We start from the raw sequence: 22799 nt of genomic DNA on the forward strand, positions 1-22799 counted from the left end.
GCAAGCATTAACTTGAGCCGTCAGTTTTTGTTAAGGGTGCTAAGTAGTATGTATAAAGCTTTTTATGGATTAAATGATAATCCATTTTCCATTGCTCCTAATCCGCATTACATGTTCTTAAGTGATCGTCATCGAGAGGCTTTGGTTCACTTAACTTATGGCTTAGGCGAAACCGGTGGTTTTGTGTTGCTAACAGGTGAGGTCGGCACCGGAAAAACCACGGTATCAAGGTGTTTATTACAACAAATACCTGAAAACACCGATACGGCTTTTATTCTTAATCCCTCTTTGACTGAGCAAGAGTTATTAGCGACTTTGTGTGATGAGCTGGGAATTACCTATGCAGATAATCCGAGTATAAAAAAACTGACTGATTTATTAAGTCAGTATTTATTGAATAATCATAAAAATGGCCGCAATACAGTATTGATTATTGATGAAGCACAGCATTTACGTTCTGAGGTATTAGAGCAGCTCAGATTACTGACTAACCTTGAAACCGATACCAAAAAATTATTACAGGTTATTTTGATTGGTCAGCCTGAATTACAGCAATTACTGAAACGCCAAGACTTACGCCAACTGGCACAGCGGATCACTGCGCGCTATCATCTTTTGCCCTTAGATGGGGCTGAGTTAGCTCTATATATTCAGCATCGTTTGCAAGTGGCTGGACGACATGAGCCTTTGTTTACCGCTAAATCTATCCGAAGATTACATCACTATAGTGGTGGTATTCCACGCTTAACTAACCTGTTGTGTGAAAGGGCATTAATGGCGGGTTACGGCCAATCAAAAGTGCCGATTGATCATAAAATGATTGATCAAGCCGCTAAGGAAGTTTTAGGCGATATAGAGCAAAGCAATAATAAGTTTTGGTATGGCGTGATTGCTGCCGCAGCATTAGTCACTTTTGCGGGGGCTTTTTATCTATTTAATCAAAGTAGCCAAGATATAAGTGTTGCCTCAGAGGTGACAACCTCAGCGGTTAATACGCCCGCAATTCAAAACCAAGCTCAGCAGGCATTGGCTGAATTACCGACTTCAGAGACTACACAAGTATCGCCTCCAGTTGTGCCAACCAATACAGGTGCATTGAATGCAGAACAACGGGTGATGCAGCAAGCTATGATGCAAAGCCAAAATATTGATGTGGCATTTGCGGCATTATTTGGTTTATGGGGTATGCAGCCTATCAGTGAATTATCGCCGTGCCAGGCTGCGCTGCAACAAGGATTAACGTGTTACCAGCAACAAGGTAATTGGAATAGCATTATGCGTCTTAATTACCCTGCGGTCGTTTATTTGCAAGATTCAAAAATCACGCCTTTTTATGGCGTGATTGTTGAGCGCCAATATGAGCAAATTTTACTGCAATTGGGCGAGCAACAGTTTTGGGTTGGTAAGGATTGGTTTGATCGCCACTTTAGTGGCACGTTTGAAATACTGTGGCAGTCGGAGCAAGCGATGCCAAGAGAAATAGGTCAAAGCTCACCCATAGCGCAAGTGCAGTGGTTAGAAAATAGCTTGGCGATGATTGAACAGCGCCCTGCACGTTTAATCAATCAGTTTGATAGTCAGCTTGAGCAGCACATAATGTCGTTTCAACGTTTGCATGGTTTAAAGTCCGATGGCATAGCAGGTAGTCAAACATTAGTCCAAATCAACTTATATTTAAGCCAAACTGGACCAAGATTGACCGCGGCGGAGCGCCGATAATGTCAATACTATTAGATGCTGTTAGCAAGCAAAAACAACAATCAACGGGTGTGCATGACGCTATAATGACGCCGCGTCCGGTTTTGCCATCGGTTAAACCCAAGCGACCAATGATTATGAAGTTAACTCTGCTTGGCGTTGCAGTGTCGGCGGCCATTATGGGGGCTTGGGCTTTAGATACTTTGTTGGATGCATCTCATAAGCGGCCTCAAATAGTTAGCGAGAACACTCAACAAGCTGCTATCCTGCCTGCTACTGCGCAACAAAAATCCGCTCCGCAAGTTGTTGTTTCACAAGCTTTGGAAGTGATGCCCGAGGCCAATGTTAGTGAAGAGTTTAGTTTAGCGGGTAAGGTCGCATTACCTATGGCTAAGCCTCTATTGGCAGCTGTAGCAATTGAAGACTCGCAACCTAGCTTGATGTATCAAGCATCAACTAACTCATTTAATGATAGCTCCCAGCAAGGGACTAATATGGATGATAAGCAGTTGTCGTTAACTCAATTACAACAACTGAGTCAGCTGTACGATCAACAATTACAGCAGGCTTATCAGCAGTCTAATGTGATTCAAAACAATGATATTGAAGAGATTGAGCCAATTATTTTAGGGGCTAATGCTAATCAGCGCGGATTAAAAGAATTAGAAGCGTTGAAGTTACAAGTTAATATGGCTGCCAATGAAGTGGATTTTAAATCTGTGCGTCAATCTGAGAGTAATCGCGATGCCAGCCGTGATAGTAACCTAGCAAGTGCTTTTGCAGCGGCATTGAAAGATGTTGAATATGAGCAATCAGCTAATAAGGATGTCACTGAAGCCAAGTTAGATCCAATTCCTCACACAAAGCCACAAGGTATTCCGAAATACGGGGATCTGCCTGCCAGTGTGCAGCTTAGCGTGCCTGAATTTAATATTGTTGCTCATGTGTATTCAAGCGACCCCAATAATCGCTGGCTAAATGTTGATGGTAAAGAGTTACAACAGGGCGATATGATCCAGGGTAAATTAACTATTATAGAAATTCGCCCAAGGGATATTATTTTAGAGATTAATGGCCAAGAGTTTAAAGTGCCGGCGATATAGGTATTAATGTGATAAGAAAAAAGGCGCTATTAGCGCCTTTTTGATCTTAACTCAGCTGATTTTACTGAAGCATAGCTGAGTTATTTATGTTGTGATTAGCCATGTAGATGATTAGCTAAAAATAACGTCAGTGAATATCCGACGCAATAACACAGTAATAATGCGGGAACGTATTTTAAGTAGCTGACAAAAGTCAGTTCTTGTACCTTACTCATCGCAATGATACCCGCCGCTGAACCTATTACTAATAACGACCCACCCACGCCCACAGAGTAAGTTAGTCCTAGCCACTGTGAGGTTGTTAATACAGGATCCGCTTTTAGTAAAGCAGCCGTTAGCGGCACGTTATCTAGCACTGCTGAACCTACGCCAGCAAAAAAGTTAGAAATACTTGGGTCATACATTGAATAGACTTCAGTCAATAATTGCAATGTACCAATTTCTTTAAGCATACCGACCAGTAATAAAATACCAAGGAAGAATAACAGAGTATCGAATTCGACCTGACGAATGTATTCTAAAATCTGTACTTCTTCATCTTTAGATTTACTGCTGCGGCCCACTAAAAACATCACAGATAAACCGGCTAAGAAAGTCAGTACCGGCGGAATGCCAAATAGCACGTTCAACACCATAGTTAACACAATTGTGGTTAAAAAGATTAACCCTATGATAATGTCAATGGTTTGGTATGTTTGTGCGACGGGTGTGGTGCTAACAGAGCCTTCTGCTTTTAAAGAGAATAATACCGCCAAGAGCAATACGCTTACAGAAGCAGGAATTAACAGCACTAGCAGCTCTGAAATATGCACTTTACCGGCGAGGAAAATCATCAAGGTAGTTACATCGCCCGTAATAAGTGCCACACCACCCGAGTTAACTGCAAAAATAATTAACACGGCCATACGACGACGCATTTGGCTGTCTAAGTTAAAGGTTGTTAATAAGCCTAATGACACTAAGGTCGCGGTGACGTTGTCACAAAATGTTGAGAGTATGAGTGAGAAAAAACCCACTTGTACCATTAGCACTCGAACAGAAACCTGCTGCGGGAATATTTTTTGCACTACCATTTGGATCATGCCTTTGGCATTCAGATAGGCCACAAAAGTCATTGTTGACATTAAAAAGAGCCATAAGGTGGCAATTTCTAATATGTTTTCATTTAATTCTGTTGAGATAATAGCTGTTTTCTCAGGGGTCTGAGCTGCAATAAATAAGGTTATCCAGGAAATACAGCCTAAAAACAAGGTTGTCTTGGCTTTATTGATATGGGTAACTTCTTCAAGCACGATACTTAACAATGCAAGTACCGCAAGTGAGATAAGAAATGTGTGTAGCATGACTGCAATTCCAACTTTTGTGTTGTAGGTAATCAACATCATTACCGTGAATTTTTGCTAACCTAACTCAACCCCATTTTAAGGTTAAATTAAGCTTCCCGTATGGCGGGGCGATCAAATCACACAACAGCGGATTTCGCAACTGAGATCACAGTTATTTTGTTAATAATCGACCAAAGTAGTGGATAAAAAATGATTACAGAGAAGATAAGTAGGAATTTGTTAATACAAATAAAAATAGGATAAACAACTGAGTTATTTATCCTATTTTTGTTATCAACAGTTTGTCTAAGCTAAAATAGACTTAAACGATAAGGCCGATTTATTTCATTGCCGCAAAAATACGGTCAACGGCTGCTAGAGTATATTCAATTTCAGCATCACCATGGGCCATTGACATGAAGCCTGCTTCATAAGCACTTGGCGCCAAATAAATACCTTCATCTAACATCGCATGATAAAAATGACGGAAGTGCTCCATGTTGCATTTTGTCACTTGGGCAAATGAGGTCATTGGCGTTTTATCTTCAGTGAAGAAGAAACCAAACATGCCGCCCACATAAGTAATATTTAATGGAATACCATGCTTGTCTGCAGCAGCTTTGAAGCCCTCTGCCACGCGTTTAGTTTTATCTGCAAGCGCTTGGTATAAACCAGGCTCACATAATGCATCCATTTGGGCTAAACCTGCTGACATTGCAATAGGGTTACCAGACAAGGTACCAGCTTGATAGACAGGGCCGGTTGGAGCAATGAACTGCATGATATCTTTACGGCCACCAAATGCGCCTACAGGCATGCCGCCGCCAATGACTTTACCTAGTGTGGTTAAGTCTGGCGTTACGCCGTAATGACCCTGTGCACCGCTCATAGAGACGCGGAAACCTGTCATGACTTCATCAATAATAAGTAACGCACCAAATTCATCACAAATTGTACGTAAACCTTGTAAAAATCCTTCCACTGGTGGAATACAGTTCATGTTGCCGGCAACAGGCTCAAGGATGATACAAGCGATACTTTCAGGATTCTGTTCAAATATAGCGCGCACAGAATCAAGGTCGTTATAGGTTGCAGTTAAGGTGTGTTTAGCAAAATCTTCTGGAATACCAGGAGAACTTGGTTGTCCTAACGTTAATGCACCAGAACCAGCTTTTACTAATAAGCAGTCAGCATGACCGTGGTAACAGCCTTCAAATTTTAAAATGTTGTCACGGTTAGTAAAACCACGGGCTAAACGAATTGCACTCATGGTGGCTTCAGTACCAGAACTGACCATACGAACTTGTTCTATTGATGGCACCATTGAAATGACTTTTTCAGCCATTTTAACTTCAAGCTCTGTTGGTGCACCAAAAGATAAACCATTTTCAACAGCATCGAGTACCGCTTGGCGAATTTTAGGATGATTATGGCCTAAAATCATCGGTCCCCATGACCCGACATAATCGATATATTTTTTACCATCGGCATCATAGATATAAGCACCGTCGGCTTTTTCGATAAATAATGGTGAACCACCAACGCCGTTGAATGCGCGAACTGGCGAATTTACGCCGCCTGGAATGGTTTTTTTAGCCTGTTCAAATAGTGTTTCGGAACGGGTCATCTTTAATCCTTAATTTATTGCCGCTGATTAACGATCAGCTTTACGTGAATACCAGTTAACTGGACACTCATATTTTTCGAGTTGATTTTCAACACCCAAGGTTAGTGCAAACAATGCCATGCGGATCAACAGGCCATTATCGGCTTGACGAAAAATAGCCAAACTAGGATGACTATTTAAATCATTGTCGAGTTCATTTGCCTGTTCACGAGAGTCGCGTGGCAAAGGATGCATGATCACTGTGTTTGACTTGCAATGTTGGGTGTAAATATTGTGATTTAAACGGAATTTACCCCGATACTTGTTGGCTTCTTCCTGTGAAGGGAAGCGCTCTTCTTGAATTCGGGTTAAATAAAGAATATCCGCCTGATGTAAATTACCTTCAAGTTGTTCGGTTATTTTGATCTTATGGCCAGCATTTTCAATGTCAGTGATCACATAATCAGGCATTGCTAATTCAGTGGGTGAAATTAATGTGAACTGAATGTTCTTATACATGCAAAGCAAACGTGATAACGAATGCACTGTACGGCCGTATTTTAAATCACCGACCATAGCTATATGCATACCATCAATGCCCATGCCTGAATGGCTGAGTTCTTTTTTAATGGTAAATAAATCCAGTAATGCCTGTGTCGGGTGCTCATTTGGACCGTCACCCCCGTTAATCACCGGTACTCGACTGCCTTCAGCAAACTCTTTTACTGAGTAGGCATCTGGGTGGCGCATGGCGATCACATCAGAATAGGTCGATAACACGCGAGCCGTGTCATACAAGGATTCACCTTTAGATAGTGAGGAAGACGCCATTCCTGTTGTTTCACGTACATGTCCGCCTAGTAAGTTAAACGCACAACCAAAGCTGACACGGGTTCGAGTACTGGGTTCAAAAAATAAGTTACCCAGAATCGCGCCTTCTAATACTTTGGTGCGTTTTTCACGCAAAGCATAGGGTGTCATTTTATTAGCAACATCAAAAATAGTGGCAATTGAATCCAGATTTAACTGGTTTACGGAAAGGATATGCGAACCTTCGAACTGAGTCATCAGCCTAATTTCCAATGTTTAGGGGGTAAATCACTGACTTTTGGAAGCAGTTAATCTACCCAAGTTATGTAGGGGGGCTGAGACGAAATTGTAGCAGACTATTTTGTACAGATAAACTAGCTTACGGATTACCTGTCATCAAATGGATGGGATCATCGTCAGATAAATAAGCCTCATCTACTTGTTCTAATTGGTTGTAGCTAATCATGTTGCGCAGACCGTCAATATAAGCCTGACCACGTTCAGAATACTTATCTAATGTACCAGCAAGTTCAAGACCGGTAATCGGTTGATTGTTTTGCCGAAATTTAGCGCGTAAATTACGCAGTTCTTGATAGGCATCATGGGTGTTGATATTGATTAAATAACCTATAACGGATTCAAGTGGCGAATCAAAACGCGCGATACCGTAATTACCTAATTCTGTGCGTTGCTGTTTAGGCATCATACCGTTACCGCTAAAGTCCCATTGGCCAAAAAAAGCGTTACCTTCAACAGTAAAACGTGAGGTTGCCCAGCCACTTTCTTCCGCTGCCTGTGCTAAGACTAACGAAGGCGGCACAATATCAACTCTATTAAGTAGAGTCGCTTTTTGTTCATCGGTTAGAGTTGTCTTGCTCTCTAATGCGGTTGAGTCGATGACTTTATATTTTTGAGCTAACTTCAATACTGTGTCGTCATCGTTAGCGCTAATTTCAATATATCGCCGTTCTAGCAACATTTTTTCATTACTGAGTAAAATGAGGGGTGCCATTAGGCGGAAGAAAATCATTTTCTTTTCATCAACCGGAATGTTATGGGCGTTTTGCTGCCATTTTTCAGTGACGGTTTCAAAGGTCAAACGAGGAACTTCGCGATTACCTTGCTGCCAACTTTTTGAGTTATAGTTAATTGAATCAAATAGATTTTTGATATTGTCTAGAGAATATACCAGCACTTTTTTAGGTTTTTTTGTGGGGCGATTATCTGAGATTAACGCAAAACTATTTTGCAGTTGATCGGGTAAGTTATCAGTAAACTCAGTTAAAGGTGCAACCTGAATATCCAATGAGGAAGTTTGATCATTATTGCTAGTTTCGATTTCTGTCACCACGGTTGCTATATGCTTAGCTGACTCGTGTGTATCGTTTTTTGAAGTGGTATTTTTTGCTGATATTATGGCGACATAAATTGCTATAAATAGGGCCAATAAGCACACAAATGCCCATGCTCTTTTGCTTATTATCTTCATATATTTTGCCTATTCTTGTCCGGAGCGTATTTCTTGGAGTAAGTTTGCCCAGCTGATCACGCCAATGACATTGTTAGGGCTGTTACGGTAAATATACACTTCTCCTGTGCGTTTAGCCGCTAATGCTTCATAAGCTTCATTCAGTGTAGCTGAGTCAGGTAAGCCAACCATTGGGTGGCGGGATAGGGTGGTTGCATCCTCAAATGACTGAATTTCTAAGCGTAACATTTCAATTTGGCCTTCTGCATTACGGACTAACACAGGTCGACCTTCGGCGCGTTTTAATACTTCAAGTAATAATTCGTTATCGTCATTGACTACAACGAAACGCCTATTCATCAATACCCGCACACCTTTTTTCTGCAGCCCCTGATTCATCGGCGCGACTTTATAATCTAATCCCATTATTTCAAGTTGTTTAATAAAAATAGAGCTAGTATTGAATCCTTGATAAGCAACTAAAAAAGCGGGGATTGTGACAAACATTGCCGGTAAAATAATGGAGGCGTCATTGGTTAACTCAAGTAAAGCAACTAATGCAGCAAGTGGCGCACTTAAACATACTCCCATCATAGCCGTCATGCCTATTACGGTATAAAGACCTACATAGGGCGCAATAGATGGAAATAGAGCACTGCTGATTAAGGCTAAAATAGCGCCAACTAAAGCCCCTATACCATATAAGGGGCCAATTAATCCTCCAGGTACACCTAAACCAATGGCGGCAATTGTCGCTAACATTTTGCCTAACAATAAGGCGATTAAAAACCATAAGCTAGGTGATTCGCTAATGGCTTCGTGTATCGCTAAATCGCCTGAACCGAGTGCTTGGGGCAATAATATGCCAATGATGGTGGTAACCGTTCCCGCAATGAGTAACCGATATATTAATGGCCAATGTTGGCCCGTGGCAGTGACTTTTAATAAAGTGTGGTTGAACAGTGCGGCGGTGCAACCTAGGCCCAAACCGCCCAGTAGTAAAATAGGGTAATGGTCTAGTGGTATACGAATAACGTTAATCAGGTCATATTCGTGCACATTACCAAATACAATTTGGCTTGATACCGCACCGCAAATGGCTGACAACATAATCGGGAAAAAGTAATGTATTTTATATTCTCTGACAATCACTTCAAATACGAAAAGCACTGCGGCTAATGGGGCGTTGAAGGTTGCAGCTATTCCTGCTGCAATACCACTTGCACACATAATACGGACACTGTTGTCAGGTAATTTAAATTTCTCGGCCATTACACTGGCACTCACAGCACCTAAATGAATCGCAGGGCCTTCACGACCGACTGAGAAGTTAGTGACGAGTGCAATTAATGCTTGAAAAAATTGTCCAGCAGCAGATTGAAGTGGCACTTTACCGTAATGCATTTTGAATCTATGTAACACATAAGCTATGCCCATACGGCGATAGCGCTTAGAGCCCAATAGCGATAATAACCAAATGAGCAAGGCGCCAATTAAAGGCAGGTAGGTACGCCAGTCTACAAGGATATTATTTAAGTGGGTGGCGTCGGTATGACTGTAAATATCTGCCCAAACTAGCAGTAAACGGAATAGAATAATCACACTGGATGCAATAATCGCAAACAGTAATGCTAATGCACATAATTGAACACTGATCTTCGCCTGTGATAATTTATCGCGAAATTCATTATTCAGATATTTGCGTGTTGCCCTCTTGGCGTGAATAATGGCAGCTTTGTTGAGTTTAAGTTGCACTGTGATGCTCTTGCTTCCCTGTGTTAACTTGGACATTGTATTTTATTAAGGGCTTGTTACCTAATGCTAAATTATCATCGTTTACTGGATAAGTTAAAAGTAATTGAGCGTAAAAAGCGCGCTTCAAGCACTTATTTAATTACATTAGTGCTCATTGCATTTATCACTGGTGCACTATGTCATCAAATATGGTTGTCATTTGCACCTGAAGCTGCACCTAATAGTGAAAGTGGTAAACGTAAGCTTATACTCGAACTTGATCTGCAAGCCAAAGCGCTCGCCAGTCGTAACCTTGCGCTAACTATAGAACAAGAAGCCAATAAAAACTTGCAGAAAATGTTTAGCGATCAATTAATTCATCAAAAAAGTCTTGAAAAAGAGCTGTCGTTTTATCGTAGCTTAATGGTGCCAGATGCTGAGGTTGAAGGTGTTTTAATTCATGGAGTAGAGCTTAACCGCGGTATATTACCAGAGCAACAGCAGCTTAAAGTTATTCTAACTCAACAACAAAAACGCCAAGCTAATTTAACCGCGGCAATTGATGCTGATTTTATTGGAGTGCAAAACAATCAAGTATCTGAGTTGAATTTAACTAAATTGACAGGTAAAAAATATAATATCGACTTTAAATATTTCCATATAATGGATGTCGATGTTACTTTGCCGGACGGCTTTACCCTGCAGCGTGTTAGGATAAAAGTGAAGGTTAAGCCCGCCCGTGGTATTAAAGGCGGGGTGGTTGAGCAGGTATATAATATTGAAGATATCGTTTCAACAGGTACTTAAGTCACAGGCTGTAAAAAAGAAGCGCGGGTAATACTTGAACAAAACAGTCAGGTATTAGATAATTCGCAGCAGAAAATTGAAGTAAGAGGTAATAATGACTGAACAAACTGATGCAGCAATGCCGATACAATTTACCGATGCGGCGGCGAGCAAGGTAAAAGGGCTGTTAGAAGAAGAACAGAACCCTGAATTAAAACTGCGAGTTTATGTTACCGGCGGTGGTTGTTCAGGTTTTCAGTATGGATTTACTTTTGATGAGAAAGTAAACGAAGGTGACTTCACTATTGAAAAGCAAGGCGTACAGCTAGTGGTTGATCCAATGAGCTTGCAGTATCTTATGGGTGGTGAAGTGGATTACACATCAGGTTTAGAAGGTTCACGCTTCTTCGTTAAGAATCCAAATGCCACAACAACCTGTGGTTGTGGCGCAAGCTTCTCGGTATAAGCCAATCTTATTGATTTATACTTAGCAAGAAAACAAAAAGCCGTCATCAGACGGCTTTTTTTGTGCTTAGGATTTACTTATTGGAACTAACTCATAATATTCATATTCTGCCGTGGTTTAAACCACGCCTTAACCTTAGCATTAAAGCTAATCCAAACCTGTATTATACCTATTATAATCAACGCACTAAAAATGACCCAATCAGATACTACCGCTTGAAATAACCCAAAGTCCATTGTTGTTGGCCCGGCTACTAAATTATCAGGGTCATACATGAGTACGGGTAAAAAACTGTAAAATGCTAATTGCAAAGCGCTGTAACCTCTTAACATATACAGGGCTGCTTTTTGACGACCAAATACCGCCACAACCATTAGTAATGTTAACAGGCATAGCATGGCACTTAACTCTGAAACAGAACCCGCAGCCATTAAACCGCTAATGGATGCCACAGTGTAAACCGACATTAATGCCGTTAAACGCTTTGGCAACTTAGGTTTTATGACATCAGGTTTGCTCTTTTCATCAACCTTGGCTTGTTCTATATCAACCTTCGAAGATATATCATCAGCTGTTTCGTTGATTAATTTGGCTTTAGCATCCATTGGATTATTCATAAGGTTAATGCTTTGTGGTGTCTTTAGAGGTTAAGCGTTGATCTACTTCAAAAGGTGGCACAACGACACCTAGATCTTCTTGTACTGGGAATACTGCAATAAATAAATCATCATCTTCCATGCCGCTAACCCAGCGCTCTTGAAATTCATCAAGGGGAATGGCTAATGGCTCGCAATCTTTCCAGTCATCAACAGCCCACAGTGCAGCCGTTTCTTCTGATGGCCACATCGGAATACAGTCTTCATCTTCAGTGGTTAGCATGACGCAACCATCACTATCTTGCAAAGACCAAATCATTTTGTGACTTTTGACTTGCTCAATCATATAGTCATAACGGCCTTCAGGCGTTAGTTGTAGTAATTCGGCAACACTTTTTTGTTTAATACTCATGCGATTCTCATATGGCAGCAATCAGCAATACAGTTATGCGTATGCCGATTAAAAACTAAATATTGGCGCATGATACCACTGACAGGATTATTTGAAAAAGAAAAGTCCGCAGTTATGCGGACTTTTATGAATTGAACGTTGAACACAAAATGATTAATGTGATGGGGTAAAACTAGCCTAAATCTGGTCTGTTTAAACAGTATTGATGGTATGCAATTTCAAATAACCCACTTTGAATTAAGCATGTGAGATCAAACAGACATTACGACACATTATTTTGCTGAGTATCGTCCGCCCAACACTGCTTCTCTACTGGCACCTGTGACTGCAGGTAAATTAGCCGGTAATTGACGGTGATAGCGCATGGCAAGCCAGGCAAAGGCAAATCCTTCAACCCATTTAGGGTCAATACCTATGTCTGTTGTGGTAGCCACCTTATAGCCAGGTACTAATAAGGCGAGTCGACGCATTAGTGCTTTGTTAAGTGCGCCGCCGCCGCAAACATAAAGCTCGCCTGTGGCACTCAGCTTATTAACGTCGTTTGCTATGCTCTGGCAAGTTAAATCAAGTAATGTAGATTGAATGTCTTCTTGATCTAAATGACTAAATTCAGATAACTGCTGTTCAAGCCAAGCTTGGTTGAAAAGTTCGCGCCCAGTACTTTTAGGGTAAGCTAACGAAAAATAAGAATGAGACAAAAGCTGTTTTAATAGGTCAGGGTTTGAGTTACCTGAATCTGCCCACTCACCATCCTTATCAAAAGGGAGTTCTTGGACTTGTTGGATAAAAGCATCAATCAGATTATTACCAGGACCAGTGTCAAAACCGATAACTTTATTAGAATCACCCGGAAGGTAGGTGATATTGGCAATACCGCCAATATTTAAAATGACTCGTCGGGTATCAGGTTTGGCAAAAATTTGTTGATGAAAGGCCGGAACCAGAGGTGCGCCTTGACCGCCTAATGCAATATCTTTGCGGCGAAAGTCAGCAATAACATCAATACCCGTCTCTACGGCGATAGTATTGGGGTCACCTATTTGTAAGGTAAAACCCATTTCTAAATTAGGCATGTGTCTGACCGTTTGGCCATGTGAGCCAATCGCGATAACCTGGCTCGGACTAACACTGGCATGGGTTAGTAGCTGATTAACAGCTTTTGCGAATAACAAACCCATACTGCGATCTAACCGACCTAAGCGGTTGATTTCATCGGTTGAGGGTTGGCAAAGACGTTGTAGACCTCTGAGTAAATGTCCCGGAATTTCTTCAGTATGAGCACTAATAAGTTGCGGATAACCGTGACTAAAATCAACTAATACTGCATCAACACCATCCATGCTCGTACCGGACATAAGACCAATATAATATTCTGGCTCAGACATGAAAAATTTCCTTAATTGAGGTAAAAGTGATGCTTAACCAATATAAGGTTAGTCGTTAACGCTTATATTGGTTAATAAATTGAAAGCTGATTATTGAGTGCGTTAGTTACTGGCAACCATTTGTGTTTGGTGTGATTTTAGTTGAGCCATTAATAGCTTGCTTACATTTGCAAACTTGCCTCTTTCACTGCGTTCGATAGGTTCAGACTTGGGTAGATTAATTGTTCTAGGGTTTCTATGTACACCGTTGACGATAAACTCGTAGTGTAAATGCGCGCCAGTCACGCGACCTGTGCGTCCTAGAGTTCCAATTACTTGGCTTTGTTTTACCATATCGCCACGTTTAACTTTACGAGCATTTAAATGCAGATACTTAGTGGTATAGGTATCATTGTGCTTAATGAACACATAGTTACCATTAAATTGATTATAACCCGCCTCAACCACTTTACCGCGCCCCGCAGCTTTAATTGGGGTACCAATAGCCGCAACATAATCTACACCACGGTGGGCTTTTATTTGACCTGTTACAGGATGCAGTCGTCTTGGGTTAAAGTTAGAGCTAACGTATTTAAAATCAACGGGTGAGCGTAAAAATGGTTTACGCATACTGTTGCCGTTTTCCGAGTAATATTGGCCATCTTTATAGCGAATGGCGGTATAGCGCTCGCCTTGGTTTACAAACTCTACCGCAAGAATGTTGCCAGTACGAATAAACTGGCCGTCGGCATATTCTTGTTCAAAAATAAGTGAGAAATGGTCGTTTTTACGAATATCTAACGCAAAATCTATGTCCCAGCCTAAGATGTTAGCCAATTGCATAATATGATTTGCTGACAAACCTGCATCAGCAGCAGCTGTCCAGAAATTGCTTTTAATTTTGGCAGTAATAAATGATTGGCGTGTTTCTAATTTTTTCTTATTCACCACTTCTTGATATTTATCGTTTGCTTTAGAAATTACCAAGGTCGATATTTTATCCATGCGGTAACTTAGCTCGGCTAATTCACCCTGGGCATTCTTGCTGATAGCAATTTCTTCACCTGGAATAATTTTAAGTAAATTCTTTTTCGCGATAGGTAAACTAGTGATGTCGTAAACATCTTTAGCCGTTAGGCCTGCACGGTTAAATAACCCCCCTAATGTATCGCCTTTTGCCACTTCATAATATTCAGCATACAGAGCATTAGGATCAGCCGCTTCATTGGCTTGTTGAATTGCCTGCTTTTGGGTTTCTAACTCACTAGCTAAATTGTCAATCACCTGGTCTGCTTCTGAGTCTGGTGACAGGGTATTTAAATGTGCAGCAAAAATTTCATCATCTGCTGTTGGGGCTGATAATGGTGGGTTATTTTTATCTGCTACTTTTGGGGCGCTAGGGTTTCTAAAAGCTAATGGCACCGATGAACCTGAGTCGGTTGTTAGCAATGATAATTCATCTGATGATGTCTGCTTAGAAGCTTGTGCATCCTCTGATGGAAATACCAAAATCATAGAAGTAAATATAGCTAATGTAGCTAAGGCTATTTGGTGTGCTTTAGGCAGCAACTTAAATAATGTAATCAGCTTTGCCATTGACTCAGTTACCAATTTCTCACTCTTGTTGTTATTGGCTAAGTGTACACTCTTTCATTTGCTGTGGCTAACAAGTAACATAGTCCTCTTTATTTTTATTTGTTAATGATTACGCTCTAGGAGTTGCAGTAGAGATGGCTGAATTAGATCAAGTGTTGGCAGAGATCAAACGTGGTACGGATGAAATTTTACTTGAGGCTGATCTCATTGAAAAACTTAAAGAAGGACGACCACTTAGGATTAAGTTAGGCGCAGATCCAACCGCGCCAGATATCCATCTAGGGCATACTGTCATTTTAAATAAAATGCGTACCTTCCAAGAGCTTGGTCATGAAGTCATTTTCTTAATTGGTGATTTTACCGGCATGGTTGGCGACCCGAGTGGCAAAAATAGCACTCGTCCGCCGCTAACACGTGAGCAAGTGCTTGCTAATGCTGAAACCTATAAAGAGCAAGTTTATAAGATTTTGGATCCGGCCAAAACACGTATTGAGTTCAATTCTAGTTGGTTAGAACCATTAGGCGCTGCTGGAATGATCCGTTTAGCTTCACAGCAAACGGTAGCGCGTATGATGGAACGTGATGACTTTAAAAAACGTTATGCGTCAGGACAGTCTATTGCGATCCACGAATTTATGTACCCACTATTGCAAGGTTACGATTCAGTAGCATTGCAAGCCGATGTTGAGCTAGGTGGCACCGACCAAAAGTTTAACCTACTTATGGGACGTGAATTACAAAAAGCAGAAGGTCAAAAACCACAAACTGTGATTATGATGCCTCTGCTTGAAGGTTTAGACGGTGTAAAGAAAATGTCTAAATCAGCCCACAACTATATTGGCGTCAGTGAGCCTGCAAACGAAATGTTTGGCAAAATTATGTCTATTTCAGATGACTTGATGTGGCGTTATTTTGAATTACTGTCTTTCCGCCCGCTAGAAGAAATAGCAGGCTTCAAGCTTGATATGGAAAATGGCACAAATCCGCGTGATATTAAAATTACCTTAGCCAAAGAAATCATTGCACGCTTTCATGATGAAGCAGCAGCAGAAGCTGCCCACCAAGAGTTTATTAATCGCTTCCAAAAAGGTGCGATTCCTGAAGATATTGAAACAGTAACACTTGCTGCTGGCGAGGGGTTAGCGATTGCTAACTTACTTAAAGATGCAGGTCTAGTTGGCTCAACCTCTGATGGTATGCGGATGATAAAACAAGGTGCGGTGAAATTTGATGGTGAGAAAGTAGAAGATAGTCGTCAAGTGTTTAACGCAGGTTTTGAAGCCGTAGTTCAGGTCGGTAAACGCAAGTTTGCTAAAGTCGTGCTTAATTAAACGCCACTGTATAAAATACCGCAGTGTAGACAACAAAAAGGCTCTTTGGAGCCTTTTTTATTGTCTGAATTTAAGGTTAAGGTGAATTGTTTATTGAGATTCCAGCTGATCGGCCATTGTTTGGTAATCCATCAGATCCATATGTTCTATTAAGCGTTGAGTTTTCATATCAAACTTTAGGGTAGTAACCCCCGGAACCGCTATATCAATAATTTTATCTGGTTTGCCATACTGATCCCCTGGACCACGTAAGCTATAGCTGCCGATGATGACCACAATGGCACCATTGTTAAACATATGCTCGATATTAAGTCGGTATTCAAGCACACCTTCATGGGCGCGGGTTAGAAAAGCAATAATCTGGCGCTCGCCTTTATATTCTACCCCAGCGGTTTTATCAAAAAATACGCTCTCACGGGTATAAAACTGTTTTAACGTTCTAAAATCGTGGTCGGTATAGGCTTCAATATATTGAATTGCAAGCTGTTGCTCTGCTGGCATATCACCAATATTCGCATGAGTTTGAACACTCAATAACAAGCAAAATAGTAGACTAACTAAACGCACATCAAGGTCTCTTTGTTTTTAAATCGAATGCTGGTAAGGAAAGATGCCAGCGGATTGCACTTAATCTAATGATAAGCGTGCTAGCCATGGCTAAAAACATCGAGGTCATACTATCTATTCCTGACAGTAAGCTCAAGGTATAACAGATCCCGCCAATAATAGAGGCGGTAGCATAAATTTCTGTCCGTAATACCATGGGAACTTGTCGACATAGTACATCACGAATAATGCCACCACCAACGCCAGTTATTAATCCCATTACTACTGCAATCATGCCTGAATGACCCAGTAATAGAGCTTTTTGAGCACCAATAACGGTAAAAAGTGCTAAGCCTAGGGCATCAGCAACAGGTAGCGTAATGTTGGGTAATTTATGGGGTTTGCGGACCAAAATCAAACAAGCAACCACAGTGGCTAAAATCACTATGATGTAATTGGGATCGGTAATCCAAAAAACCGGTGTAGAACCCAATAATGCGTCACGTATACTGCCGCCGCCAATTGCGGTTACTGAGGCTAATACCGTTACGCCGAAAGGATCCATACGATGCTTGCCTGCAGCTAAGGCCCCAGATAGGGCAAATACTGCTGTCCCGCAGAGATCAAAAAAGTAAATCCACTGGATCATTTACTTAACTCTTTTAAGTGAATGTTAAGTGCATCAACCGAAATACGAATTTCAATCACTGATAAAATCAACGAGTAAAGTAACAAGAGTAGGCTTAATCCGAAAATAACTGAGCCGATTTGATTAAATCCGGTATACAAAAAAATCATGCATAAGACGCACAAAGCAAAACTGCTGACCCCCGCTTCTTGCATTTTACGGATCAGATTAATACGCTGCTTGAGGTTTTTGATTTGTTCGTCATTGACAGGTTTACCTCGTTCGCTTAGCTGACGGATGAGCGCCGCTAGTGCAAAAAAACGATTGGTATACGCCAGCAAAAGTAACGAAATTGCCGGAAACAATAAGGCCGGAGTCGTTAATGAAACATGTAAATTATCGAACAAGGTCACTTTCCTATAAACGAGGATATATAAAACAAGCAGCCGCGGATGATACCGCTTTTGGCTAACGATTTACATATTTTGCAGCAATGCCCATAACAAAGGCAATAAAATAGCTAATGCTAAAAAGAAAAACTTACCATTTTGAGCCGCCTTGATCGCAATATGAATATGCTGATATTGAGGTAAAGGTCCTGCTAAAATTTTGGTTAAATTCACTTTTTCAAAAGCGTTTTCAACAGCAACCCCTTTTGTATAACTGAGTGTTTTAGAAGCCGATGGCTGTATTATAAATTGTTGCGGTCCGCCAAGCTCAACTTTCAGTAAATTAGCGCCTAGGTGTATCACACTGAAATCATTATTTAGCCCTTGAGTGACCTTGTCGGTAATAGCAATGCTTTTAGCGCCGAGCTGACCAAACTGTATGGCTAATGAAAATTGCCACAATAATCTAGGGATAAAAAACAATAGCCGATTAAATTGGCCGACAAAACTAGAAAAGTTAATAAACTTAGGTTGGTAGGGGGGCCAGCACAGCTCTAATTGTTTAAGTAGATGCGCAGCGATAACCATAGTTGAGCCACCTAAAGCAAAAAATATCACACTGGCAATACTGCCATAAATAGGCGCACTTAGTGTTTTTTCAATAGTGGTTTTACATAACCCCATGCTGGATAGCCGTTGGGTACTTTGACTGACCCATGGCGCTAGTATGACTTTGGCGGAGGCATTGTTATTTTTTTCAAGGGCTGTTTGAATGCGCTTTGCTTGATGAGTAAATTGGTAATCGCTGATGCAAACATACAATATCAGAAAATCAAAAAACCAACCATAGGCTGCAAGCTCAAGGAAAAAGGCTGCGATTGTTGTGATGGGAATGACCAGCAATAAAGTCGCTAATATTCCAGCCGTCATTTGCTGCGATATTGAGCGGTTTGGGTGATTCACCTTTGCCGCTAATTGAGCCGCTAATAACCTAAACCATAATAAGGGTTGCCAGTGTTTGGGCAGTGGCGCAAGTTGCGCCGCTGCAATGGCCGCTATAAGCACTAAGCAGCCTTGTATGAGCTCATTTTGCAAAAGTAGATTGTTCATATTGGTATCCTTCGCAAACTCATACCATTAAGGGGGTTAACCTTGTTGTGACATTACAATTGTTGCAGCAATGCCATGACCATCATAGCCGAATGATGGCCTGCTTTAATGATGTACGAGTCAAAATCGACAGGTGAGTCATTATTAGCATTGTCAGACAGTGAGCGAATGATCACAAACGGGGTGTTAAATTGGTGACAAACCTGTGCAATAGCAGCGCCTTCCATTTCACATGCTGCCATTGTTGGGAAGTTAGCTCGCATGATTTTAGTGCGCTCTGGATCGCAAATAAAGCTGTCGCCAGTACAAATTAACCCTTCAATAGCTTTAACCTCACCGAGAGATGAAACTGCTTGTTGTGCCGCTTTGACTAATTCAGCATTTGGAATGAATGCCGCAGGTTGTTGAGCCATTTGGCCAATTTCATAACCAAATGCGGTGACATCAACATCGTGGTGACGCACTTCAGATGATATAACAATATCACCAATGGCTAAGTCATCAACAAATCCACCCGCAGAGCCGGTGTTAACCACATGACTGACTGAAAACTTTTCAATCAGTAACGTTGTTGCAATACTTGCGGCTACTTTGCCAATGCCTGAGCGGGTAACAACCACGTCTTTATCTGCAATTTTACCACTTATAAACTCAATACCGGCAATGGTGGTATGCACAGGAGAATGAATGGCTTGGACAAGATGAACGACTTCGGGCTCCATAGCGCCGATAATACCGATTTTCATGGGGGTGACCTTAAACAGTTTTATGCAAATTTATTAGGCCAATAATATACCATGCAGAAGTGTGCTTTGTGAAAAACTCAATCTAATATAAAACGATAAAACGACAAACTGCGGCTATAGCCACAGTTTGTCTGGTTGTTGATACAGCCAGCTATCCCCGGACTATTTTTTATAAACAATACCGTCTTTCATCACAAAGCTGACGTTTTCCATCAGGCTGATGTTTTCAAGGGGATCACCATCAACCGCAATAATATCGGCTAAAAAGCCTGCTTTAATTTGACCCAAGTTTTGTTGTTTTAATAACGCGGCACTATTGATGGTCGCGGCTTGCAATGCTTGGATGGGCGTCATACCAAACGTCACCATACGCGAAAACTGTTTGCCATTATCACCATGGGGATAAATCGCTGCATCAGAGCCAAATACCATTTTAGCGCCGGCTTTGACGGCTTTTCTGAAACTATCACGCTGCGCTTGTGAAACCTGCTTTTCTTTATTGATATTCGCTTCTGGTACACCATTAGCCTCACCAAATGCTAAGGTATACTCGGTATTGTAAATATCGCAGGATAAGTAAGTGCCAGCATCAATAGCCATCTTAATCGCTTCAGCATCCATAAAGCTGCAATGCTCAATACTATCAATTCCCGCTTTGATCGACGCTTTGATGCCACTCGTTCCATGGGCGTGTGCCGCAATGACCATGCCTTGCATATGGGCTTCATCCACAGCGGCTTTAATTTCTTCATCGCTTAATTGCTGAATACCGACTTGTGTCCCTTTTGAGAATACGCCGCCAGTGGCACATATTTTAATTGCATTAGCGCCGTACTTGATGTTTTCGCGCACTTTTGCACGCACGGCCCATGGACCATCGGCTACGCCCTGTGCTTTTGACTGTTTTTCTGGGGCAGAAAAGTTGTCGTCGCAATGGCCTCCGGTCACGCTAATGGCGTGACCTACCGCCCAAATGCGCGGTCCGATAATATCGCCGGCGTTAATACCGTCACGTGTAGCAATGACTGAGTAACCCGAAGCACCTAAGTCTCGCACAGTGGTAAAGCCTGCCATCAAGGTTTTTTGGGCATTTTTAACTGCTTTTACTGTTTGACGGGGCACGGAATCATTTTGAGCTTCGAGAAAGTTATCATCAGCATCACCAGATAAATGCACATGCATGTCCATTACCCCTGGCACTAAGGTTTTACCGCTTAAATCAATGACGGTGTAATCCTGCTGATTGGTGATATCAGCTTGTTTAGTGACTTTACTGATTTGATTGTCAGTGACAATAATCGCCACATCTTTAACAGTTTTACCTTTGGCTACATCAACATAGGCATCGGCAATAATAAGCGTATCCTGTGCTAAAACGGCACTTGAAACAGATAAACCTAAAGCGAGAAGTAGGGTGTTATTTATGGTTGATTTAAGTGAAGTCGATTTTAGTAAGGCCATTAGGTATGGCTCCTTTATTGTTATATGAGATTCAAAGGATTGGAATTTATCATACGCTATGTTTAAGAAGGGTTGTTATCAATAAGTAGCTGATTGGTAGGTGAGTTTGTAACAGGGTTTGTCGATTTTATGATTTCCAAAAAAGGAGGTGAGTTATCAATAGACAAAAAAAAGCACACCAGAAGGTGTGCAAATTCACAAGCAAACTCTTTTGTTTAGTCAATAAAGTTTAAAATGCCTAATGCAGCATCACGCCCTTCGGCAATAGCGGTAACCACTAAGTCGGACCCTCTGACCATGTCGCCACCAGCGAACACTTTTGGGTTAGTGGTTTGGAATGGATTGGCATCAGATTTTTTCGCTTTAACTAATCCCCATTCATTGGTTTCTATTCCAAAATCATCAAACCAAGCCGCAGGGCTGGCCTGGAAACCAAACGCCACAATAACCGCATCAGCTTCTAGTACTTGCTCGCTGCCGGTAATCACTTCTGCACGACGACGTCCAGAGGCATCCGCGTCACCCATTTGGGTTTCAACGCATTCAATACCCACTACCACGCCATTATCAGCTGTAACAGCAACCGGTTGGCGATTAAAAAGGAATTTAACGCCTTCTTCGCGGGCATTTTGAACTTCACGTGCAGACCCTGGCATGTTGGCCTCATCACGACGATAAGCACAGGTGACGCTTTTGGCGCCTTGTCTAATCGCTGTTCGAACACAATCCATGGCAGTGTCACCACCGCCTAGTACAACCACATTTTTGCCTTCTAGGCTAATATAAGGCGTGCTGTCGTCACTTGTGCCCATCACTTTGTGAGTGTTGCCAATCAGATAAGGCAAAGCTTGCAATACACCCTGTGCATCTTCATTAGGTAACTTAGCCGGCATTGCCGTGTAAGTTCCCATGCCTAAGAAGACCGCATCGTATTGGTCTAATAAACTTTGAAAACTGATATCTTTGCCAATAGTGGTATTCAATTTAAATTGAATACCCATACCTTCCATTACAGAGCGACGGGTGGCCATAACTGTTTTATCTAACTTAAATGATGGAATACCATAGGTTAGTAAACCACCAATTTGAGGGTATTTGTCATAAACTACCGCTTGTACACCGTTACGGGCAAGAATGTCAGCACAACCAAGACCAGCAGGGCCGGCTCCAATAATTGCCACGCGCTCTTTACGCGGGGTTACATTGGATAAGTCTGGACGCCAGCCTTGGGCTATCGCGGTATCGGTAATGTATTTTTCTACGCTGCCTATGGTGACTGCACCAAAGTCATCATTTAAGGTACATGCACCTTCACATAAGCGGTCCTGTGGACACACTCGGCCACAAACTTCAGGTAGCGTGTTGGTTTCATGCACCAAATCTGCAGCTTCCATTATGCGTCCTTGTTTGGCTAGCTCAAGCCAGTTAGGGATGTAGTTATGCAGCGGGCATTTCCATTCACAATATGGATTACCACAGTCTAAGCAGCGATCGGCTTGAGCACTGACTTCTGGCTGGGTGAACGGCTGATAAATCTCAATAAACTGAGTCGCACGTTTTTCTGCCGCGTGCTTGGTTGGGTCAATACGACCCACTTCGATAAATTGAAAATCATTACTCATGT

At 41.6% G+C, this 22799-nt stretch carries 21 protein-coding genes; 5 read left to right on the plus strand and 16 right to left on the minus strand.

The window, feature by feature from the left end:
• Positions 1-48: 48 nt before the first annotated feature.
• Positions 49-1719, plus strand: a complete 1671-nt coding sequence (locus ACRWP9_RS07135) for an AAA family ATPase (protein WP_434928536.1) — start codon at positions 49-51, stop codon at positions 1717-1719.
• Positions 1719-2801, plus strand: coding sequence for a general secretion pathway protein GspB (locus tag ACRWP9_RS07140; RefSeq protein WP_434928537.1), 1083 nt, complete (start codon positions 1719-1721; stop codon positions 2799-2801). Before ACRWP9_RS07135 ends, ACRWP9_RS07140 begins: the two co-directional genes overlap by 1 nt.
• 95 nt (positions 2802-2896) lie before the next feature.
• On the opposite strand, the gene nhaD is transcribed toward ACRWP9_RS07140, so the two are convergent.
• The 5 genes from nhaD to ACRWP9_RS07165 all read right to left on the minus strand — a co-directional run bounded on the left by nhaD (position 2897) and on the right by ACRWP9_RS07165 (position 9765).
• On the minus strand, positions 2897-4144 hold the full coding sequence (nhaD, locus tag ACRWP9_RS07145; RefSeq protein ID WP_434928538.1) for a sodium:proton antiporter NhaD: 1248 nt from the start codon (positions 4142-4144) through the stop codon (positions 2897-2899).
• Between the two features lie 322 nt (positions 4145-4466).
• Complete coding sequence (hemL, locus tag ACRWP9_RS07150; protein WP_434928539.1) at positions 4467-5753, minus strand: glutamate-1-semialdehyde 2,1-aminomutase; 1287 nt, start codon at positions 5751-5753, stop codon at positions 4467-4469.
• A 27-nt stretch (positions 5754-5780) separates the two neighbouring features.
• A complete protein-coding gene (locus ACRWP9_RS07155; protein WP_226410741.1) occupies positions 5781-6800 on the minus strand; it encodes an aspartate carbamoyltransferase in 1020 nt (339 codons plus the stop codon).
• Positions 6801-6921: 121 nt separating this feature from the next.
• Positions 6922-8031: a glucosaminidase domain-containing protein gene (locus ACRWP9_RS07160; protein WP_434928540.1), complete on the minus strand. Its 1110-nt coding sequence runs from the start codon at positions 8029-8031 to the stop codon at positions 6922-6924.
• A 9-nt stretch (positions 8032-8040) separates the two neighbouring features.
• Positions 8041-9765, minus strand: coding sequence for a chloride channel protein (locus ACRWP9_RS07165; RefSeq protein WP_434928541.1), 1725 nt, complete (start codon positions 9763-9765; stop codon positions 8041-8043).
• A gap of 63 nt (positions 9766-9828) precedes the next feature.
• On the opposite strand from ACRWP9_RS07165, the gene ACRWP9_RS07170 reads away from it, so the two are divergent.
• Both ACRWP9_RS07170 and erpA read left to right on the plus strand, forming a co-directional pair.
• A complete protein-coding gene (locus ACRWP9_RS07170) occupies positions 9829-10551 on the plus strand; it encodes a DUF6776 family protein (protein ID WP_434928542.1) in 723 nt (240 codons plus the stop codon).
• 94 nt (positions 10552-10645) lie between these two features.
• Positions 10646-10996 carry an iron-sulfur cluster insertion protein ErpA gene (erpA, locus tag ACRWP9_RS07175; RefSeq protein ID WP_226410737.1) on the plus strand — a complete coding sequence of 117 codons (351 nt, stop codon included), beginning with the start codon at positions 10646-10648 and terminating at the stop codon, positions 10994-10996.
• A gap of 86 nt (positions 10997-11082) precedes the next feature.
• On the opposite strand, the gene ACRWP9_RS07180 is transcribed toward erpA, so the two are convergent.
• The 4 genes from ACRWP9_RS07180 to ACRWP9_RS07195 form a co-directional block, all read right to left on the minus strand.
• Positions 11083-11613 carry a hypothetical protein gene (locus ACRWP9_RS07180; protein ID WP_434928543.1) on the minus strand — a complete coding sequence of 177 codons (531 nt, stop codon included), beginning with the start codon at positions 11611-11613 and terminating at the stop codon, positions 11083-11085.
• 4 nt (positions 11614-11617) lie between these two features.
• Positions 11618-12004, minus strand: a complete 387-nt coding sequence (locus tag ACRWP9_RS07185) for a DUF2750 domain-containing protein (RefSeq protein ID WP_235086055.1) — start codon at positions 12002-12004, stop codon at positions 11618-11620.
• A gap of 272 nt (positions 12005-12276) precedes the next feature.
• Positions 12277-13389 (minus strand): anhydro-N-acetylmuramic acid kinase, encoded by a 1113-nt coding sequence (locus ACRWP9_RS07190; RefSeq protein ID WP_434928544.1) that lies wholly within the window; start codon positions 13387-13389, stop codon positions 12277-12279.
• A 102-nt stretch (positions 13390-13491) separates the two neighbouring features.
• The gene (locus ACRWP9_RS07195) at positions 13492-14964 is read right to left on the minus strand and encodes a peptidoglycan DD-metalloendopeptidase family protein (protein ID WP_434928545.1); all 1473 of its coding nucleotides are present in this window, start codon (positions 14962-14964) and stop codon (positions 13492-13494) included.
• Between the two features lie 134 nt (positions 14965-15098).
• On the opposite strand from ACRWP9_RS07195, the gene tyrS reads away from it, so the two are divergent.
• Positions 15099-16295, plus strand: a complete 1197-nt coding sequence (gene tyrS, locus ACRWP9_RS07200) for a tyrosine--tRNA ligase (protein ID WP_226410732.1) — start codon at positions 15099-15101, stop codon at positions 16293-16295.
• 90 nt (positions 16296-16385) lie between these two features.
• Here the strand turns inward: tyrS and ACRWP9_RS07205 are convergent, their stop codons facing one another.
• The 7 genes from ACRWP9_RS07205 to ACRWP9_RS07235 all read right to left on the minus strand — a co-directional run bounded on the left by ACRWP9_RS07205 (position 16386) and on the right by ACRWP9_RS07235 (position 22797).
• The gene (locus tag ACRWP9_RS07205) at positions 16386-16796 is read right to left on the minus strand and encodes a nuclear transport factor 2 family protein (protein WP_226416005.1); all 411 of its coding nucleotides are present in this window, start codon (positions 16794-16796) and stop codon (positions 16386-16388) included.
• Between the two features lie 67 nt (positions 16797-16863).
• A complete protein-coding gene (locus ACRWP9_RS07210; protein WP_226410731.1) occupies positions 16864-17490 on the minus strand; it encodes a trimeric intracellular cation channel family protein in 627 nt (208 codons plus the stop codon).
• Positions 17487-17876 (minus strand): DUF2721 domain-containing protein, encoded by a 390-nt coding sequence (locus ACRWP9_RS07215; protein ID WP_434928546.1) that lies wholly within the window; start codon positions 17874-17876, stop codon positions 17487-17489. The genes ACRWP9_RS07210 and ACRWP9_RS07215 overlap by 4 nt, the downstream gene beginning before the upstream one ends.
• Before the next feature lie 69 nt (positions 17877-17945).
• Positions 17946-18968, minus strand: coding sequence for a cobalamin biosynthesis protein (locus tag ACRWP9_RS07220; protein ID WP_434928547.1), 1023 nt, complete (start codon positions 18966-18968; stop codon positions 17946-17948).
• A 53-nt stretch (positions 18969-19021) separates the two neighbouring features.
• Positions 19022-19714 (minus strand): 5'-methylthioadenosine/adenosylhomocysteine nucleosidase, encoded by a 693-nt coding sequence (locus ACRWP9_RS07225; RefSeq protein WP_226410728.1) that lies wholly within the window; start codon positions 19712-19714, stop codon positions 19022-19024.
• Between the two features lie 162 nt (positions 19715-19876).
• Positions 19877-21175 carry an amidohydrolase family protein gene (locus ACRWP9_RS07230; RefSeq protein ID WP_434928548.1) on the minus strand — a complete coding sequence of 433 codons (1299 nt, stop codon included), beginning with the start codon at positions 21173-21175 and terminating at the stop codon, positions 19877-19879.
• A gap of 215 nt (positions 21176-21390) precedes the next feature.
• On the minus strand, positions 21391-22797 hold the full coding sequence (locus tag ACRWP9_RS07235; RefSeq protein ID WP_226410726.1) for an FAD-dependent oxidoreductase: 1407 nt from the start codon (positions 22795-22797) through the stop codon (positions 21391-21393).
• Positions 22798-22799: the final 2 nt, after the last annotated feature.

Origin of the sequence: Shewanella sp. HL-SH2 (assembly GCF_051164935.1) — a bacterium.
Taxonomy (GTDB): domain Bacteria; phylum Pseudomonadota; class Gammaproteobacteria; order Enterobacterales; family Shewanellaceae; genus Shewanella; species Shewanella glacialimarina.

Excerpts from the sequence above, each read along its gene's own strand:
- ACRWP9_RS07135 (WP_434928536.1), top strand. The coding sequence starts at position 49 with ATGTATAAAGCTTTTTATGGATTAAATGATAATCCATTTTCCATTGCT.
- ACRWP9_RS07140 (WP_434928537.1), top strand. The coding sequence starts at position 1,719 with ATGTCAATACTATTAGATGCTGTTAGCAAGCAAAAACAACAATCAACG.
- nhaD (WP_434928538.1), bottom strand. The coding sequence starts at position 4,144 with ATGCTACACACATTTCTTATCTCACTTGCGGTACTTGCATTGTTAAGT.
- hemL (WP_434928539.1), bottom strand. The coding sequence starts at position 5,753 with ATGACCCGTTCCGAAACACTATTTGAACAGGCTAAAAAAACCATTCCA.
- ACRWP9_RS07155 (WP_226410741.1), bottom strand. The coding sequence starts at position 6,800 with ATGACTCAGTTCGAAGGTTCGCATATCCTTTCCGTAAACCAGTTAAAT.
- ACRWP9_RS07160 (WP_434928540.1), bottom strand. The coding sequence starts at position 8,031 with ATGAAGATAATAAGCAAAAGAGCATGGGCATTTGTGTGCTTATTGGCC.
- ACRWP9_RS07170 (WP_434928542.1), top strand. The coding sequence starts at position 9,829 with ATGCTAAATTATCATCGTTTACTGGATAAGTTAAAAGTAATTGAGCGT.
- erpA (WP_226410737.1), top strand. The coding sequence starts at position 10,646 with ATGACTGAACAAACTGATGCAGCAATGCCGATACAATTTACCGATGCG.
- ACRWP9_RS07180 (WP_434928543.1), bottom strand. The coding sequence starts at position 11,613 with ATGAATAATCCAATGGATGCTAAAGCCAAATTAATCAACGAAACAGCT.
- ACRWP9_RS07185 (WP_235086055.1), bottom strand. The coding sequence starts at position 12,004 with ATGAGTATTAAACAAAAAAGTGTTGCCGAATTACTACAACTAACGCCT.
- ACRWP9_RS07190 (WP_434928544.1), bottom strand. The coding sequence starts at position 13,389 with ATGTCTGAGCCAGAATATTATATTGGTCTTATGTCCGGTACGAGCATG.
- ACRWP9_RS07195 (WP_434928545.1), bottom strand. The coding sequence starts at position 14,964 with ATGGCAAAGCTGATTACATTATTTAAGTTGCTGCCTAAAGCACACCAA.
- tyrS (WP_226410732.1), top strand. The coding sequence starts at position 15,099 with ATGGCTGAATTAGATCAAGTGTTGGCAGAGATCAAACGTGGTACGGAT.
- ACRWP9_RS07205 (WP_226416005.1), bottom strand. The coding sequence starts at position 16,796 with ATGCCAGCAGAGCAACAGCTTGCAATTCAATATATTGAAGCCTATACC.
- ACRWP9_RS07210 (WP_226410731.1), bottom strand. The coding sequence starts at position 17,490 with ATGATCCAGTGGATTTACTTTTTTGATCTCTGCGGGACAGCAGTATTT.
- ACRWP9_RS07220 (WP_434928547.1), bottom strand. The coding sequence starts at position 18,968 with ATGAACAATCTACTTTTGCAAAATGAGCTCATACAAGGCTGCTTAGTG.
- ACRWP9_RS07225 (WP_226410728.1), bottom strand. The coding sequence starts at position 19,714 with ATGAAAATCGGTATTATCGGCGCTATGGAGCCCGAAGTCGTTCATCTT.
- ACRWP9_RS07230 (WP_434928548.1), bottom strand. The coding sequence starts at position 21,175 with ATGGCCTTACTAAAATCGACTTCACTTAAATCAACCATAAATAACACC.
- ACRWP9_RS07235 (WP_226410726.1), bottom strand. The coding sequence starts at position 22,797 with ATGAGTAATGATTTTCAATTTATCGAAGTGGGTCGTATTGACCCAACC.